Here is an 18,459-nt window from a genome sequence, read left to right on the forward strand (position 1 = left end):
GAGGCCGTAGTGTATTGTTCAGTATGTAAACACAATATATAGGGGGTGGGTAGTAGATAGATAACAAGATAGTGAGTATTAAGACTTTTGGCAAGTGAACAAAATCACTAAATTGTGTGGATAACTTGGGGGTGAATTGTTACGAAAGGCTCACAGGCAGCGCCATTGCTGGTGCTCACCTCTCGTCACTCTAGGGGATAAGATTCTACCGAAAATCTTAAAAATTTGATCGTTTGCCGATTTATTAAACATTAGAAAAGAACGGCATAACTTATCGCTTTTACAGTGCAAAAAAGCCGTTTCTGCCAAATTTTATGATTGATGGCGTATAAAGCGACAAATTAGTGCGGTAAGCCCCCAATAGGCCCCCCAAAAGAGCAATTTATCGTGGGAGGAGCGGCAGAGCTTGGGCGCTCCTCGATAATAATAGATGAGCCTTACTTTTCATCCCGCTGAGTATGCACCATATAATTCACATCGACATTGCGGCCCAGTTTGAAATGGTCTGTTAGTGGATTGTAATGCAGCCCGATAATATGGCGTTCGCGTAGTGGGGTTTGGTCAACCCAACCAATGAGCTCTGATGGGCGGATAAATTTCTTCGAGTCATGGGTGCCTTTCGGTACCATTTTCAACACATATTCAGCGCCCACCACGGCCATTAGCCACGATTTGGTGTTGCGGTTAATCGTCGAAAAGAAAACATGGCCACCGGGTTTGACTAGCTCTGCGCAAGCGCGAATAACTGAAGCGGGGTCAGGAACGTGTTCAAGCATCTCCATGCAGGTCACGACATCGTAATGTTGTGGCTGTTTTTGCGCGTGGCTTTCGACCGTTTCTTGAACATAATCGAGCTGAATACCTGTTTCCAGAGCATGCAGACGGGCCACTTGCAGCGGCTCATAGCCCATATCCAGCCCAGTCACTTGTGCCCCCTCGCGCGCCATGCTTTCCGCCAGAATGCCGCCACCGCACCCGACATCCAGCACTTTTTTAGCGAAAATGCCGCCAGAGCGCTGCAAAATATAATCAAGCCGCAGGGGGTTGATGCGGTGAAGAGGTTTAAATTCACCCTCCAAATCCCACCAGCGTGAGGCAACAGCCTCAAACTTCGCGATTTCTTGTTCGTCGACATTATGATGGTGGGCTGGGGTATCTACACGCATGATGGAATCTCGCTGTTATGTTTCTTTGCGCGGATTATACATGTTCCCCATTAATTGGCGCAGTTTTGTCGGCGTAATGGGGTTTCTCATGAGCGTAATGTAGTTTCGCCAAAATCGGGGTTTTGTGATATAGTTTCGTACCTTTAAATCCGGTAATTAGTAGAGGGATAGCGGCTCAATGAGCGACCTTGCCAGAGAAATAACACCGGTCAACATCGAGGAAGAGCTGAAAAGCTCCTATCTGGATTATGCGATGTCCGTTATTGTCGGACGTGCTTTACCAGATGTCCGGGATGGACTGAAACCGGTGCACCGTCGCGTACTGTATGCGATGAATGTACTGGGTAATGACTGGAATAAACCATATAAAAAATCGGCCCGTGTAGTCGGGGACGTTATCGGTAAATATCACCCGCATGGTGACAGCGCGGTCTACGACACAATAGTGCGTATGGCTCAGCCGTTCTCACTGCGCTATATGCTGGTGGATGGGCAGGGTAACTTCGGTTCCGTTGATGGCGACTCCGCCGCAGCGATGCGTTATACCGAAATCCGTATGTCTAAAATTGCTCACGAATTGTTGGCGGACTTAGAGAAAGACACCGTTGACTTCGTGCCGAACTATGACGGCACAGAGCAAATTCCTGCCGTAATGCCGACCAAAATCCCTAACTTGCTGGTTAACGGCTCGTCAGGCATTGCCGTCGGGATGGCAACCAATATTCCGCCGCATAACCTGTCTGAGGTTATTGATGGCTGTCTGGCTTATATCGAAGATGAAAACATCACCATTGAAGGGTTGATGGAGTACATCCCGGGGCCGGACTTCCCAACAGCAGCGATTATCAATGGTCGCCGTGGTATTGAAGAAGCTTATCGTACAGGCCGTGGCAAGGTGTATATCCGCGCCCGTGCTGAAGTCGAAGCTGATGCAAAAACCGGCCGCGAAACCATTATTGTTCATGAAATTCCTTATCAGGTGAACAAAGCGCGGTTGATTGAGAAAATCGCCGAGCTGGTTAAAGAAAAGCGTGTAGAGGGCATCAGTGCGTTGCGTGATGAGTCTGATAAAGACGGCATGCGCATCGTGATTGAAATCAAACGTGATGCGGTCGGGGAAGTGGTGCTCAATAACCTCTATTCTCTGACACAGTTGCAGGTAACTTTCGGTATCAATATGGTGGCTCTGTCGCAAGGGCAGCCTAAATTGCTTAACTTGAAAGACATTCTGGTGGCTTTCGTGCGCCACCGCCGTGAAGTGGTGACTCGCCGTACCATTTTTGAACTGCGTAAAGCTCGTGACCGCGCGCACATCCTTGAAGCGTTGGCCATTGCTTTGGCTAACATCGATCCGATTATCGAATTGATCCGTCGTGCCGCTACCCCTGCGGAAGCGAAGGCTGGCCTGATTGCCAATCCATGGGAGTTAGGTAACGTCGCGTCGATGCTGGAACGTGCCGGTGATGATGCTGCCCGCCCTGAATGGCTGGAAGCTGAATTCGGTATCCGTGATGGCAAGTATTACCTCACCGAGCAGCAAGCTCAGGCGATTTTGGATCTGCGCTTGCAGAAACTGACTGGTCTGGAGCACGAAAAACTGCTGGATGAGTATAAAGAGCTGCTGACCTTAATTGGCGAGCTGATCTTTATTCTGGAAAACCCAGAGCGCTTGATGGAAGTTATCCGCGAAGAGTTAGTGGCCATTAAAGAGCAATATAATGATGCTCGCCGCACTGAAATCACGGCGAATACCTCTGACATCAATATTGAAGACCTGATTAATCAGGAAGATGTGGTAGTGACATTGTCCCATCAGGGCTATGTCAAATATCAACCATTGAGCGATTACGAAGCTCAGCGTCGTGGTGGTAAGGGGAAATCGGCGGCACGTATCAAAGAAGAGGATTTCATTGATCGCCTGTTGGTTGCCAACACCCACGATACTATTTTGTGCTTCTCCAGCCGTGGCCGTCTCTATTGGATGAAAGTCTATCAGTTGCCGGAAGCCAGCCGTGGTGCCCGTGGTCGTCCGATAGTCAACTTATTGCCGCTTGAGCCAAATGAGCGTATCACCGCCATTCTGCCAGTGCGGGAGTATGAAGAGGGCCGCCACATCTTTATGGCCACCGCCAGCGGTACCGTGAAGAAAACCGCATTGACCGAGTTCAGCCGCCCACGCAGTGCCGGTATTATTGCCGTCAATCTGAATGAAGGTGATGAGCTGATTGGTGTGGACTTGACCGATGGCAGTAACGAAGTGATGCTATTCTCCGCATTGGGTAAAGTCGTTCGCTTCCCTGAATCGCAGGTTCGCTCTATGGGCCGTACTGCGACTGGGGTGCGGGGTATCAACCTCAATGGCGATGACCGGGTTATTTCTCTTATCATCCCACGCGGTGATGGCGAAATTCTGACGGTGACTGAAAACGGTTATGGCAAACGTACTGCAGTGGAAGAGTATCCGACTAAGTCCCGTGCGACTCAGGGGGTTATCTCCATTAAAGTCAGTGAGCGTAATGGTAAGGTTGTTGGGGCGGTACAAGTCGCGCCGACCGACCAGATTATGATGATCACGGATGCCGGTACATTGGTACGTACTCGTGTTTCTGAAGTGAGTATCGTGGGGCGTAATACCCAGGGTGTGACACTAATCCGTACTGCTGAAGATGAACATGTTGTCGGTTTGCAACGTGTTGCTGAACCAGAAGAGGATGATGAAATCCTTGATGGTGAATCATTAGAGGGTGAAGAGGGCAGTGAAGAAAATACTGCGCTGAACACACCCGCGGATGATGAAGCCGAAGACGGTGATGTTGAAGACGAGGATGACAACGTATAATGCGTTGTTGAACACCAGAGCCAGCTTACGAGCTGGCTTTTTTATGGGCTATTTGTAATGTATTCTGTTACTCACACAGCCTGTCCGGCGATGCTTTAACCATGGTATCAGATTGAAATATCTTTCTTCCTTTCGCACCACACTGAAAATATCCCGTTATCTATTTCGGGTATTGGCCGTTATGTTATGGTCACTGGGTGCACTGCTGACCACTTTTTATATCCTGAACATCCTTAATGAGAAAAAATCTGATATTCGTCAGGAATACAATACTAACTTCGAGCAGGCACAGAGCTACATTAGGCATTCATCCGACATTATTCGTGATATCAAATATATGGCGGAAAACAGGTTAAATCATAATACCGCGAGCAGTGATATCGCAGCCGGGGCATTGATTAAAAATAAGGCCTCAGCCAAATATTATCCACTCAATCCGTCGGCCGATTGCACTGCACTGAATTCTTCTCGTCACTCGTCATTAGATTCTCTCAGTAACCTTATTTTGTATTGGAAAGAGAACTTTGCCGCGGCTTATGATCTTAATCGGATATTTTTTATCGGCAGTGACACCATGTGTTTGGTGGATTTCGATATTCGAAATGTGCCGATGGAGCAAGAGAATCTGCTTAAGTCGTTGAATGAACATATTACAAAATATCGTGAAGCAAATAATCAGGACAAAGACAGCCCGCTGTATTGGGTTGTCCCTGGGGTGCGCCCTGACATTGGCACTTTATATGTGCTCAGCCCGCTTTATGTGGGCAATAGGTTGGAAGCACTGGTAGGGACAGAACAGACCATTCGGCTGGAAGATTTTATTTCTTCTGGGCCACTGCCTGTGGGTGTGACGTTACTGGATCAAAATAATGAGCCGGTATTGCGTTTGGCAACGGGGGAGCGCTATGCCTCAATGCTGGATGATTATCCAGATTCTCCATCCTATTTTGGCTATGTCGATGATTATAATTATCTTGTCCTGAAAAAGAATTTACTGCCATCCCCGCTTAGTATTGCCTATTCCTTACCGGTCAGAACGATAATAGAGATATTCAAGCTATTAATTTTTAATGCATTATTGTTGAATGTTTTGTCTGCTGCCGTGATATTTACTCTGGCTTGGTTGTTTGAACGAAAAATGTTCCACCCGGCTGAAGATAATGCTTTGAGGTTAGAAGAACATGAACAATTTAACCGCAAAATTGTTGCCTCTGCACCCGTGGGAATTTCCATTCTACGTATCAGTGATGGTACGAATATCCTCAGCAACGAGTTAGCGCATAACTATATTAATTTACTGACAAATGAAGATCGCGAGCGAATTACTCGTATTATTTGTGAGCAGCAGGCTAACTTTGTCGATGTGATGACCAGTAATAATAACAATCTGCAAATCAGCTTTGTTCATTCCCGTTACCGTAATGAAGATGTAGCTATTTGTGTGTTGGTGGATGTGAGTTCGCGTGTAAAAATGGAAGAGTCATTACAAGAAATGGCCGCCGCCGCAGAGCAGGCCAGCCAATCGAAATCTATGTTTTTAGCAACGGTCAGTCACGAGTTGCGCACACCGCTGTATGGTATTATCGGTAATCTGGATTTATTGCAAACCAAAGAATTACCTCACGGTGTTGACCGCCTAGTCACCGCGATGAATAACTCCTCTGGGCTATTACTCAAAATCATCAGCGATATTCTCGATTTCTCGAAAATAGAATCTGAACAACTGAAAATTGAGCCAAGTGAGTTTTCTACTGTAGAAGTGATAACACATATCACGGCGAACTATTTACCGCTGGTGGTGAAAAAGCGCTTAGGTCTGTACTGCTTTATTGAGCCGGATGTTCCACGGCTGATGCTGGGGGATGCCGTTCGCCTGCAACAAGTTATTTCTAACTTGCTCAACAACGCCATTAAATTTACTGATACCGGCTGTATTATTTTGCAGGTCAGGGTGCGTGGCTATTATCTGGAGTTCCGCGTGCGGGATACCGGTGTCGGGATTAATTCGCGCGAAATAAATCAGTTATTTGACCCCTTCTTCCAAGTGGGAACTGGGGTGCAACGCCACTTCCAGGGCACCGGCTTAGGGTTGGCAATTTGTGAGAAATTGGTCAACTTGATGGATGGTGATGTTGAAGTTGTTTCTGAGCTGGGCATGGGCAGTATTTTTGCTATCCGTATTCCCATGTATTTGAAAACAGAGCAATATTATCTGCCAAATGCCGTGTTGCCGGAGAGTGATCGCTGGCAAGGGAAAGTCTTGTGGCTGGATATCCGCAATGCTCGTCTGGAGAACTATTTACTCGAACTGTTAAGTCATTTTGGCGCGACAACTCACTGCTATAGCAATGAGGAAGTATTGCAGGATCAAGTGCTTATTTGTGATTATTTGCCGCAAATTAATGCGCCATTATCAACATGGATTCAGTTATCTATTGAACATATTGGTTTACCGCAAGAGACACGGCCAGGTTATTGGTTGCTAAGCACCTCTACGCTATTGGAAATTATCCCGTTATTGGACCGCATATTGCTGGAGCCGCAAGTGGTTGAGGACGCGCCACTTGCGTTATCAGCGCCAAAGCCTCAGCAGGATGATAATGCAGACCTGCAAATTTTGGTGGTGGATGACCATCCTATCAACCGGCGGTTATTGGCTGATCAGCTGACAACGCTGGGTTATCAGGTTATTACAGCGAATGATGGAGTCGATGCTCTGGCGGTATTGAGTGCGAATAATGTCGATATTGTACTGACTGATGTGAATATGCCGAATATGGATGGTTACCGCCTAACACAGCGCCTGCGGCAATTGAATCATTATTTCCCGGTCATTGGCGTCACCGCTAATGCATTAGCTGAGGGCAAGCAGCGCTGTATTGAAGCTGGCATGGATAACTGTTTATCTAAACCGGTAACATTGGACACATTGCGCCAGATGCTACGTTATTATAGTGATAAGGTGCGAAAAACACGTTAAAGCCCGGCTCTGGAAAATACGCGGTTATTATAACGACAGTTAATGGATTGAAAGAGATGGATACAACCCGGTACAACAGAACAATACCGGGTTGGGGGACAACGGTTATTCTTTATCTTGCCCAATAGTGACAGACGAAAGGTAATTTAGCAGGGCAATATCATTATCAACACCCAGTTTCATCATCGCCGATTTCTTCTGACTACTAATGGTTTTAATGCTGCGATTAAGTTTTCTGGCAATTTCAGTCACCAGGAAACCTTCAGAAAATAGCCGTAAAACTTCACTTTCTTTCGGTGATAAGCGTTTGTCACCATAGCCATTTGCGCTGATTTTCTCCAGCAATTTAGCCACACTTTCAGGGGTGAATTTCTTCCCTTTCTGTAATGCTGCCAAGGCCTTAGGTAAATCAGCGGGCGCACCTTGTTTTAATACAATCCCGTCAATATCCAAGTCCAAAACTGAACTGAGAATAGCCGGGTTATTATTCATCGTTAGTACTATTATGGCTAAATCTGGGTAATGCCGTTTTATATATTTTATCAATGTGATGCCATCACCGTACTTATCTCCTGGCATAGAGAGATCGGTAATTAGCACGTTGGCATCCAGTTTAGACAAATTGTTAATAAGCGTCGTGGAGTCTTCAAACTCTCCAACCACGTTTACCCATTCAATTTGCTCAAGTGACTTTCGGACGCCAAACAACACAATTGGATGGTCATCAGCAATAATTACATTAAGGTTGTTCATGGTTATGGGTTACCTTGCTGCAACAGTCTGGTGATGAAAGAATCAATTTGACTGATGCTATTTTCGATCTTCAACCGATCGCCATCTGCGATATGCTGTTCTAATGTTTCACATAGTTGTTTGCCGACAAGCAAATTCAACATAGCAAATACGCCTTTCAATCGATGTGCGGTCTGCGAAAGCGATATGAAATCACGTTGCTTGAGCTCAGTATACAGTTTCTTCAGATCTACCGGTACTGTCTCAACAAATAAGGAATAATAGTCACTGGATTTTAGTTGCTGCTCGTATGCACTTATATCATCAGCAGCAATGGATTCAGACTTTTCGTTAGACTCATCTGATAGAATTTGCTGTTCGATTAATAATAATATTGCATCAATGACCGCGCTTCCTAAATTATAATTTACCCGAATATAATTATCCTGCAACTTCTGCATTCCTACTTCATCAGAAGCCAGTAATAAGGTAAATTTATCATAGTGTTGTGGGTTATCCGTTACCGTTACATCATAGCCTCGTCCCGGCAAACGGTCATCAACAATAATGCAGTTAGCACCAAATGAATTCACTAATGCTGTGATGATAGAACGCACTTCTTCCGACGTGATATCTAATAAGAGCGTAACACCATCCAATAATTTCTCTTGCTCTTCCTCTTGCTCATTTTCTATAGCAATCGTAACCCGGATTGTATAACGCGTACCTATATCAACTTTGCTACGAATCTCTAATTGACCGTTTAATTTTTTACATAATTGGTTACATAAAAAGAATGTTAGCCCCGAACTATGATTGTACCTGTCGGCCAATGTTTGGCTGAGGAAAGGATAATTAAGATTACTAATCTCTTCATCAGTAATACCCGCACCAGTATCTGTTATTTGAATAATTAGTTGTTCGGGGTGCCCTGGTTCATGGTCAACATTAAGTGTGATTTTACCGTAGGCTGTCGTGATAACAGAGTAATGCAGAAGTAACGACAGTATTTTGCGTAATACTTTTTCATCACCAATGTAATCTTGTTCAATATCAACAAGATAATGATTGAATAGAGCTAAGCCTTTTTGATTAATTGCCGGCAGCACTTCCAATAAAAGCTCGTCCATTAATGCCGACAAAGAGAAACGCTGCTGCTCAGGTTGCCAATCTTGGGTTTCCAGGCGAGTAAGCAGGGTAATATTATCAATCAGCTCAATGATATTTGCCGATTGTTCTACCAATTTGGTGGCTAATTTATGCTGCATGACAAAGTCAGTCGTGCTTTGCAAGTCTTTAGCCGTTTGATTGAGGCTATTTATGGGTTGATTGAGTTCAATCCCCAAGTTATGCAACATAAGTTTACGTGCTTGCAGGCTTTTGTCGTATTCACGTCTTGCCTGTTGCAGCCGTTTATTGACCAACACTTCTTTATCCTGATCATGAAGCAGGAAAAGATAGGTTTCAGGAGATATTTTGCTGCGGAACATTCGGATTTCGTAAACTTCATTATTCACAGTGCCCTGAATGACCCCATGGTGCTGTTCTGCCATATGGGCAATTTTTTGCAGATTAAGGTGGGGCATCAGATTGTCGGCTATCTGATTACTGGCGACTACGGCATTGTTGCTGAAATTATAAACCAATAGCCCTTGTGGCAAGTTGGTAATAATTTCCTGACTCAGTGATTTCTGTACCTCGAGCTGATCGACAATATCGGCACTTGGGCGAACGAATTGCCGACGAATAAAGTAGATGCCTAACACAGCCAAAGACAACAGCAAGATATTGGTCAGGATCAGCCAGAAGTTATTTCTCAGTAAATCAATGGCCAGCACGGTCACCGGAACACGATAAACTATCTTCATTGCTGCATTGGTCAGTGGGGCTGAGATTTCAACCCAATAACCATTGAGCGCGATACTGGCAGTGACCGTATCTTCGGGCGTCATACTTTCATTGATGGGCGTCTTATCTGGCTGTAACAGGAAACTCGAACGCGCCATATTAGGCGGAATAAGGTCGTTAATGGGCAAGTCAAAGGCAATCACGGTCGCCAAATGCCCGGGGTGGTTAAAAGTCGTGCGGATCGTGAAGTAGTAGGCGTTCTGGAAGCGTAATTTTCGCAATGGCGAGAAGCTCTCACGCTCATCCAAAGTATTGGCCTGTTGGAGCATTTCTGCTCGCCGCGATTCTGCGGCAGCAGTCAAGTAACTCTCTTTAAAGCGCGACGTCACTTCTTTTAAGGGCTGGGTGGTAATGAGCGCCAAACTATTGTCCTGGCCGTTAAGATAATACATTGAGTAGGTATCATTCTGCGGCCCCCAATGACTGTCGAGATAGTCCGATAGCTGCAAGGTCATGGCGAGTGTTGAGGCTTCATGATTACCAAAAATGACGGCGTCGGTCTTCCTGCGAGGTTTTTCAATATAGTAAATATCAGGGCGCAAACGCACTTCTTGCGCGGTGAGAATATTCTTGTCCGAGAGATTAGGATTATTGGCAAAATCGTATATCTGGTAAGTATGGTAACGATAATCATCGATGCGCTGCTGCAAGCCAGTGGCAATATAGATCAATGCGTATTTTTTCTCGGTCAGGTAAGCATTGGTATAGTTATAGCCATATAGCCCCATGGTGATGAGCAGCAAGACGATAAACAGCCAGAAGCAGCGGGTAATGTTAGCTGAACTGGTAGATAACGAGTTATTTTGCATAAAGATAATGCGTATTCCTTGGTTAGCGCGTGACGGCCCTGGCGCTGGCAGTGACGGTCAGTAATAACAGTGCCACGCAGCCAAAAGCGACGGATAAATTGCTGAACTGGGCGACAAAACCAATTGCTGCAGGGCCCGCCAGAATACCGGCGTAGCCGATAGTTGTAATTGATGCGACGGCTAAATTCGCGGGCATCACGGTTTGGTTACCTGCGGCGGTGAACAAAATGGGCACCACATTCGAGGCACCCAAGCCCACAAGCATAAAGCCAATAATGGCGGCCATTGAGTTAGCAAAGCTTATCGCGATAATAATTCCTACAGCAGCACATAAGCTCCCTCCTAATAATACCGGGTAGCGGCCCAATCCGTTGACAATCCGATCGCCATTTAAACGGCCTAAGGTCATGGCAATGGCAAATACTGCATATCCAATACCCGCCTGTGATGGCTCCATACCGCGTAATGTGGTCAGGAAGACGGCACTCCAGTCAAGCATTGAACCTTCAGCCAGGAACATCACAAAGCATAAAAAGCCGATGAACATGACCCATCCACGAGGCAACACCAAGAGTGGGCCATCATGAGGCGCGCCACTGCCTGCTAACAGATTTTTATTGGCTATCAGTAATAGGATAATCATTAACGCGACAGTGGCAAGAATGGCTGTCAGTGGGCTTAAACCAAGCCACAATAATGCACTCACACCGCCCGCGCCCGCAATCCCGCCGACACTGAATAAGCCGTGGAAACCAGACATCATGGCCCGGCCGCTGGCCTTTTCAACAATTACCGCTTGAATATTCATCGCGACATCTATTATGCCCATTGCCGCGCCGAAGAGTAATAGTGCGAGCGCCATTGTGATGGGGGTATTCATCAATACCAATAAAGGAAGGTCAAGACACAGCACGGCACCTGCCAATAAAATCACCGCCCGGCATCCCCATTTCGCCGTGAGCACCCCCGTTAAGGGCATCGCAAGCATCGAACCGACCCCAATACACAGTAACAGCAAGCCCAGTGAAGCATCATTGAGGCCAATACGTTCTTTGGCAAAGGGGACCAACGGAGCCCAGGCGGCCATGCCTAATCCGGCAATAAAAAATGCGAGCCGCGTCGAGACTTGCTGTGCAACACCTGGCTGCAATGTGGTGTGGAGTGTTTTGGTGGTCATGAAGTATAGAGTCTGCGATTGATATGGATAATGAATATAGACAGATGTTTCTATCACAAATATAAATGTGGGTCGAAGGGATTTATCCGGATTAGCACAATACTGGGTGACATGAAGCCCGGATTAGTGGCAATGATGAAAATAACAGCTTATGACTCACCTGATTCGCGGGTGCTAAGCATATGGCAGCAACGGCAGTGCCGGAAATATTATGCAGCTATTTTCCACCTTTATTTTTGCCTCAAGATGGGCACATGGCCGATTTTATCTGCCGATAAGTATGAAGTAGAATAAATAAATAGTTGGATAATAGTTAGTCGATCAGGATAATTATTATCCCTATGATTTAAGCTATTCGTGCGGAAATAAAAATATGAAACTATATCGTTTGCCTATCATTTCACTTTGTAAATATACCGGTCATTATAAATATAGGTTTTCACTGTCGGCGGCAGGCAATAAAAAAGCCGGTCAAAGACCGGCCGTAACACTAACGAATTATCTGGCTGCGAAGAGCCACAATGAAGGAAATAATAAAATAATGATGATAGCGGATTTATTATAGTTCCAGACGCTCAGATATTCCTTGTCAATTTGTGCTATCTGAATGTCTGTTTATGTTACTGATTTTTATGTGTAAATAATATTTTTTGATTATGAGTGCTATATTTTTTTATGTTTTTAAAATTTGGTAAAGTTCGCTGAAATTAACATTTAGAAATACTTTTTTGTTGTATGAAACATTATCCGAATCTTCGTAGCATTTTCTGTATAGATTAATTTTGAACTTATTACCACAATAGAATAACCCCATTGGGATTATATGCTCGCAAGAGCAGTGGCATAGTTAGACCTAATAATTAGAGGATAATAACGATGAAACTTCGAGTTCTTTCCCTGCTTGTTCCAGCTCTATTAGTTGCCGGCAGCGCAGGCGCGGCTGAAATTTACAACAAAGACGGTAACAAACTGGACTTGTATGGCAAAATCGATGGTCTGCATTATTTTTCTGACGACAAAAGCAAAGATGGCGACCAATCTTACATGCGTTTTGGCCTGAAAGGCGAAACACAAATTACTGATCAACTGACCGGTTACGGCCAGTGGGAATATCAGGCGAATTTAAATAAAGCTGAAGATCAGGATCAAAACAACTTTACCCGTATTGGCTTCGCGGGTTTGAAATTCACTGATTTCGGTTCTTTCGATTACGGTCGTAACTACGGTGTGCTGTACGACGTAACTTCATGGACTGACGTGCTGCCAGAGTTCGGTGGCGATACTTACGGTGCGGACAACTTCCTGTCACAACGTGGTAACGGCATGGCGACTTACCGTAACACCAACTTCTTTGGTCTGGTGGATGGTCTGAACTTTGCCCTGCAATATCAAGGTAAAAATGGCAGCGGTACTGAAACCAACAATGGCCGTGATGTACAAGGTCAGAATGGTGACGGTTACGGTATGTCCTTGTCTTATGACTTGGGCTGGGGCGTGAGCGCTTCTGCTGCGATGGCCAGTTCTAAACGTACTGATGAGCAGAATCAACTGGCATTTGGCCATGGTGACCGTGCGGATGCATACACCGGTGGTTTGAAATACGATGCGAACAATGTTTATCTGGCCGCAACGTATGCCCAGACTTACAACCTGACTCGCTTCGGTAACTTCAATAATAACACCGACTCTGGCTTTGCTAACAAAGCACAGAACATCGAGTTAGTCGCTCAGTATCAATTTGACTTTGGTCTGCGTCCATCCGTAGCTTACCTGCAATCTAAAGGTAAAGATCTTGGCAACGGCTATGGTGACCAGGATCTGCTGAAATATGTTGATGTCGGTGCGACTTACTACTTCAACAAAAACATGTCCACCTATGTTGATTACAAAATCAACCTGTTGGATGAAAACCAGTTCACCAAAAATGCCGGTATCAACACTGATGATATCGTAGCGGTTGGTTTGGTTTACCAGTTCTAATCCTGATAACCGGGTAGGTTCTGATAAAACGCGGTCATTTGGCCGCGTTTTTTTGTTTTTGTGATAGTAGAAGCCGAGTCATCACCCAATCAGAAGTTGGCGTATTTTTAATCATTTCGCCTTTTTTTGACCAGTTTTGGCATGAAGTTTAACCAAACGAACTAAATTCCCATTTTTTTTGAATGAAACACTAGACATATCATTACGCTATAGATGATAATCCCGCTCATTGGAAGGATGGCCGAGTGGTTTAAGGCAACGGTCTTGAAAACCGTCGACTGTAACAGGTCCTAGAGTTCGAATCTCTATCCTTCCGCCAAATTACGCCGGCATAGCTCAGTTGGTAGAGCAACTGACTTGTAATCAGTAGGTCCCGAGTTCGACTCTTGGTGCCGGCACCAATTAAAAGCCCGTTATCTGAATAAGATAACGGGCTTTTTGCTTTACGACAAATTTCAATCGGCGGCAGTTTTTATCACTACCGCCGATTGAGTCAGCTATTCTTCGCTAACTGAGCGACCAACTGATTGACACCATCACTCATATTCGTGAATTTTGTCAGTTGCGTGCGGGTGACGACGACGAAAACCCCAATATTCTTCTCGGGGATCATCGCCATATAAGTAATAAATCCGCCACCGCCGCCGGTTTTTTGCATGATGCCCGGCAGGTCAGCATTGGGTGCCATATAGACCCAGCCTAGCCCCAGTGCATCGGCTTGGCCGGCAACATCCATACCTTTTAAGGACACTAGGTCACGTCGTTGGAAATACAGCGCCTGTTCGCGTTTAGCTGTGCTTTTACGTGCATTGCTATTCGAGGCTAAGAATTGCTGCATCCAACGTTGCATATCTTCCGGTGTTGAATAAACCCCGCCGCTGCCCGCCGCCGCTACCGTGTTTTCACAGCGGCTACTGCCAACGCCTATCATCAAACGGCTGCATTGTTCTGCCGTGGGGGTGAGGGTGGTGTTGCGCATCCCCAGTGGAGCGGTGATTTTATCACGCAACAAGTTGGAATAAGGTTTACCTGCGGCGCGTGACAGCGCGTCAGCCAGCAGATCGTAAGCTAAATTGGAATAAGCCGCCTTTACACCGGGTGGAACGGTCACTTTGGCCAGTTTAAGCCATTGCCAGCGGTTATCTTTGGTTGGCCAGGTAAAGACCGGCCTTTTCTGTGGGCCGCCAGGTTGTTCGCGGGGCAGGCCACTGGTGTGGCTGGCCAGATTCAGCAGAGTAATAGGCTGTTTTGCATTATAAGTTGGAACTTTGGCTCCTTTGGGGGCCCATTTTTGCAAGGGGTCAGTTAATTTTACCGTACCGTCCTCGGCCAGTTTCACCATCACTTCACTGGTCATAAGCTTGGTGATCGAGGCAATGCGGATCAATGAATCTGGTCGTGGGCGCAGATTATTACCGGGTTTGGTTTCCCCAAAACTGCGGTTGACCACTTGATTGTTATCAATAACTACCAGCGCCATCCCCATGGCACCACTGTTATAGAAGATATGTTCAGCATGTTGATCAACAACTTGCGATGTCAAAAGGGCGGTATTGGCATGGCTGTACAACGGAAGAGCGAACAGAGTTGCGGCCAGCAGCGGGGAGGAGAAATGTTTCAGCAATCTTTTGTCCATGTTCACAAAGCAAAATAGATGGTCGTGGAGTTATAGTAATCGGAAATTTGTATAAAACATGCTGAAATTTTCAGACTGACAAATAATTTACATATTGCGCGCTGAGCCATGTAACTCGCCCGTCATTGGGGGAGTGGCTCCGGTGGAGGGCGGATGAGTGCCATAACCTCAGTGAAAAGGGGGGAATAGCCGAATCATAATGGCATTCAGAGATAAAAAAACCGCAGCGGTTTTGGGTCGATGCGGTTTGGCTGAATGGTGGAGTCAATCAGCTTTCGGTGACTGGTTTAGCGGGCACACTGGGTGACACTTTCAGACCCAGTGGGTTATTGCCCCAGCACTGCTCATACTTCCAGCCAGTGAGTTCTTCTGCTACAGCCCTTGCATGGGCCGGGATATCTGCCATTGCCCCGCCATTTTTAATGCGCTCAATTTCTTCTAGCAGGATTTTGTGATTTTTGCGGTCGAGTTTCATCTGTGTCGTGTAATAAATCGCCACCAGCGCCAGTGAGATAACCCCAATAGCAAAGACGCCGACAATGGCTTGCACCGCGATTTCTGGCTGGCTGGATTGGCCGGAAACAAAACCGAAGCGGCTGAGTGTCCAGCCCATGGCGAAGACAATAATCGAGCGCACCATTTTGCCGGCAAACGTCATGGCACCCGCATAGATCCCCTCGCGACGGCGGCCGGTTAATACTTCGTCCACATCGGCCAGGAAGGTATAAACCGTCCATGGAATGTAGTAGATACCGCCGGTGCTTAAACCGAAAACGGCGGTGATGCAGAACAATACAATGACCGTCGTGGTTTGAGACCAGCCGGTGAAGTAGAGTGCGGCATAGGCAATCACACTCACAATCACCACTTGCAGGGCAATACGGAACGGGCGAGCAAAGCCCATTTTGACGCAAATACCGATAAAGATCGCCGTAGAAATCAGCTGCATGATTGAACTGAAACTATTGAGCTGAGAAACCAAAGCCGCATCTTGGCCCAGGCCAAAGATTATAAAATAGGTGAATGCGGATGCGAACAACCATTCAGCACCAAACCCGAACAGGTACATACCCAGATGTTTGCGGAAAATACGCAGATGGAAAGTGGAGGCCATATCCACACACAGTTTTTTCAAGGCTTGGCCTAAGCTGCTGGTGGTTTCCCTGACGACTTCGCTGGCAGGGCGCTCCCAGGAGGAGCTGTACAGCCAGATCATGGCGCAGCACATAATCAAACCGTAGGCGATACCGGTATAGAGGAAAGGGGTTGCCGAATCTTTACCATAAATAGCAATGAATTGGCCGGGAATAAAGGCGGCGAGGAAGTTAGCTACTTTGCCGAAAATAGCTTTAGAACCGGTCAATTTTGAGCGTTTGGCAAAATCCGTTGTCATCTCGGTCGCCAATGTTTCATACGGCACCATGATGGAGGTGTAAATCAATTCAAACAGCGCGTAGGTCAGCAAGTAGTACCAAAAACCAAACCCGCTCATCCACAGCATTGGATAGACCAATACCAGCGGAATACCCAGCAAGATAAAGAAGCGACGACGGCCGAAGATGCGACCAAGCCGAGTATTGTAAAAGTTATCAGTGATATAGCCCATTATTGGGTTACTGATAGCATCGAGAATACTGGCGATTGAAAAAATAGTGGCTGCTTCTACGACAGATAATCCGCAAAAGGTGGTGTAGAAATACATCAGCCAAGCACCGCTGATTGCCAGCGCTCCGCTCCCCAGTAAATTGGCACTCCCATACGCCAATGTATGCCGTGTTGTTATCGTTTTACTCATTTTTACCGCCACCTCAAATTAAAACAATGTTTCATTAATAATGGATAATCGTTTTCTTTATAAAGGGATGGCGTTCGTAAAAATGAGCGTTTGATCACGAAAAACGGTTTTGCGAGCGGAAAAGGCGCGTATTACAGTAAAAATTGATGTGAATCAAAATAGTGGTGGGTGGAAGTTGGGGATGAAAAACACAATATCCAGAATAATGTGAATGAATGATAATGCCTGTTTATGGTAATAATGACCGTGATAAGTGTGGCAATATTTTAAAAAGTTACCTGCAACTCATCACCAACATGCCGTCTGATGGTTCATGTGATCAAAGTATTCATATTAGGCAAGTGTGGACTGTTACGGGCATAGCCCATGAATGTATTCTGGCTACAAAAGTGGCTGGCTGTGAAGGATGTAAAATGGCGAAGAAAAACCCTTATTATGATGCCAGCAAACCACACCACACCGAGTTTGGATTCCAGAATCTGGAGCCTGTTGTTCACCATCCCCAAGATTTGAAACGCTGGCGTGAAGAGCGCAAGCGCCAGTCGCTACCCAAACCTCCGCAGCAAGGGTATGCGCAGTTTGTGACTGACTGGTGGCAAGCGGCTGATTTTAGTGGTCAGCAAGATGCATTGTGGTGGTTAGGCCATGCCACATTATTATTGCGCGTGAGTGGCAAAACGGTTTTGTTTGATCCGGTGTTGTCGAGCCGTGCTTCGCCCCTCAATTTTTACGGGCCCGCGCGCAGAACCCCAGTACCTGCCAAGGTAAATCAATTGCCGCATATTGATGTGGTGGTGATTTCTCATAATCATTATGACCATTTGGATGTCACGACAGTCACCCAATTATTGCGCCGTTTCCCCGATGTGATTTTTTTAGCCCCGCTGGGGCTGAAAAGTTGGTTCCTGCAACATGGTGCGCGCCATGTTCACGAATTAGATTGGTGGGATAAACATTTGGCTGCTGAATTTGAGTTTCATTGTGTGCCCGCACGTCATTGGAGCATGCGCACACCTTGGGATCGTAACCAAAGTTTGTGGTCAGGCTGGGTGGTTAGGCGCAATGCAATTAATTTCTACTTTACTGGTGACACGGGGTATTGCCCACAATTGCTCACCATTGGCGAAAGATTGGGGCCATTTAACTATGCGGCATTGCCGATCGGTGCTTACGCCCCGCGTTGGTTTATGAATGCGCAGCATATGGACCCGCAGCAATCGGTTCAGTTATTTGAGCAACTACAGCAACCGGTGACGGTGCCGATTCACTGGGGAGTGTTTGAATTGGCTGATGAATCACTGGATGAGCCGCCGCAACAACTGAAACTGGCGTTAACGGAAGCTGGGTTAGCACCGGACAATTTTGCCGCACTTAAGATTGGTGCCCGGATACTGCTTGAGTAGCGCGTTTCAGTGGGGTGAATATAACCCACTGAAA

At 46.2% G+C, this 18,459-nt stretch carries 10 protein-coding genes and 2 tRNA genes; 6 read left to right on the forward strand and 6 right to left on the reverse strand.

Going from position 1 to position 18,459, the window contains the following annotated elements:
* Nucleotides 1-437: 437 nt before the first annotated feature.
* A complete protein-coding gene (ubiG, locus tag D5F51_RS05390; protein ID WP_087768696.1) occupies nucleotides 438-1,166 on the reverse strand; it encodes a bifunctional 2-polyprenyl-6-hydroxyphenol methylase/3-demethylubiquinol 3-O-methyltransferase UbiG in 729 nt (242 codons plus the stop codon).
* Nucleotides 1,167-1,344: 178 nt separating this feature from the next.
* Between ubiG and gyrA the strand changes: the two genes are divergently transcribed.
* The gene (gene gyrA / locus D5F51_RS05395; protein WP_087768697.1) at nucleotides 1,345-4,005 is read left to right on the forward strand and encodes a DNA topoisomerase (ATP-hydrolyzing) subunit A; all 2,661 of its coding nucleotides are present in this window, start codon (nucleotides 1,345-1,347) and stop codon (nucleotides 4,003-4,005) included.
* Nucleotides 4,006-4,117: 112 nt separating this feature from the next.
* Nucleotides 4,118-6,985, forward strand: a complete 2,868-nt coding sequence (gene rcsC, locus D5F51_RS05400) for a two-component system sensor histidine kinase RcsC (RefSeq protein WP_129195820.1) — start codon at nucleotides 4,118-4,120, stop codon at nucleotides 6,983-6,985.
* Nucleotides 6,986-7,090: 105 nt separating this feature from the next.
* Here rcsC and rcsB read toward each other — a convergent pair whose 3' ends face one another.
* Genes rcsB through D5F51_RS05415 form a run of 3 tightly spaced genes read right to left on the reverse strand, consistent with a single transcriptional unit; the run spans nucleotide 7,091 to nucleotide 11,611 of the window.
* Complete coding sequence (gene rcsB, locus D5F51_RS05405) at nucleotides 7,091-7,738, reverse strand: response regulator transcription factor RcsB (protein WP_129195821.1); 648 nt, start codon at nucleotides 7,736-7,738, stop codon at nucleotides 7,091-7,093.
* A 2-nt stretch (nucleotides 7,739-7,740) separates the two neighbouring features.
* The gene (rcsD, locus tag D5F51_RS05410) at nucleotides 7,741-10,434 is read right to left on the reverse strand and encodes a phosphotransferase RcsD (protein ID WP_129195822.1); all 2,694 of its coding nucleotides are present in this window, start codon (nucleotides 10,432-10,434) and stop codon (nucleotides 7,741-7,743) included.
* Nucleotides 10,435-10,456: 22 nt separating this feature from the next.
* Nucleotides 10,457-11,611, reverse strand: a complete 1,155-nt coding sequence (locus D5F51_RS05415; RefSeq protein ID WP_129195823.1) for an MFS transporter — start codon at nucleotides 11,609-11,611, stop codon at nucleotides 10,457-10,459.
* Between the two features lie 876 nt (nucleotides 11,612-12,487).
* Between D5F51_RS05415 and D5F51_RS05420 the strand changes: the two genes are divergently transcribed.
* The 3 genes from D5F51_RS05420 to D5F51_RS05430 all read left to right on the forward strand — a co-directional run bounded on the left by D5F51_RS05420 (nucleotide 12,488) and on the right by D5F51_RS05430 (nucleotide 13,992).
* The gene (locus tag D5F51_RS05420; protein ID WP_129195824.1) at nucleotides 12,488-13,591 is read left to right on the forward strand and encodes a porin OmpC; all 1,104 of its coding nucleotides are present in this window, start codon (nucleotides 12,488-12,490) and stop codon (nucleotides 13,589-13,591) included.
* 231 nt (nucleotides 13,592-13,822) lie between these two features.
* Nucleotides 13,823-13,910, forward strand: a tRNA-Ser gene (locus D5F51_RS05425).
* A gap of 6 nt (nucleotides 13,911-13,916) precedes the next feature.
* Nucleotides 13,917-13,992, forward strand: a tRNA-Thr gene (locus tag D5F51_RS05430).
* Nucleotides 13,993-14,084: 92 nt separating this feature from the next.
* Here the strand turns inward: D5F51_RS05430 and ampH are convergent.
* Together ampH and D5F51_RS05440 are read right to left on the reverse strand one after the other, a co-directional pair.
* Nucleotides 14,085-15,227, reverse strand: a complete 1,143-nt coding sequence (gene ampH / locus D5F51_RS05435) for a D-alanyl-D-alanine-carboxypeptidase/endopeptidase AmpH (RefSeq protein ID WP_129195825.1) — start codon at nucleotides 15,225-15,227, stop codon at nucleotides 14,085-14,087.
* Between the two features lie 268 nt (nucleotides 15,228-15,495).
* Nucleotides 15,496-17,022 (reverse strand): MFS transporter, encoded by a 1,527-nt coding sequence (locus D5F51_RS05440; RefSeq protein WP_025378881.1) that lies wholly within the window; start codon nucleotides 17,020-17,022, stop codon nucleotides 15,496-15,498.
* Between the two features lie 413 nt (nucleotides 17,023-17,435).
* Here D5F51_RS05440 and D5F51_RS05445 point away from each other — a divergent pair, with 413 nt between their 5' ends.
* On the forward strand, nucleotides 17,436-18,425 hold the full coding sequence (locus tag D5F51_RS05445; RefSeq protein ID WP_162301693.1) for an MBL fold metallo-hydrolase: 990 nt from the start codon (nucleotides 17,436-17,438) through the stop codon (nucleotides 18,423-18,425).
* Nucleotides 18,426-18,459: the final 34 nt, after the last annotated feature.

The sequence above is a fragment of the Yersinia hibernica genome (genome assembly GCF_004124235.1).
Lineage (GTDB): Bacteria > Pseudomonadota > Gammaproteobacteria > Enterobacterales > Enterobacteriaceae > Yersinia > Yersinia hibernica.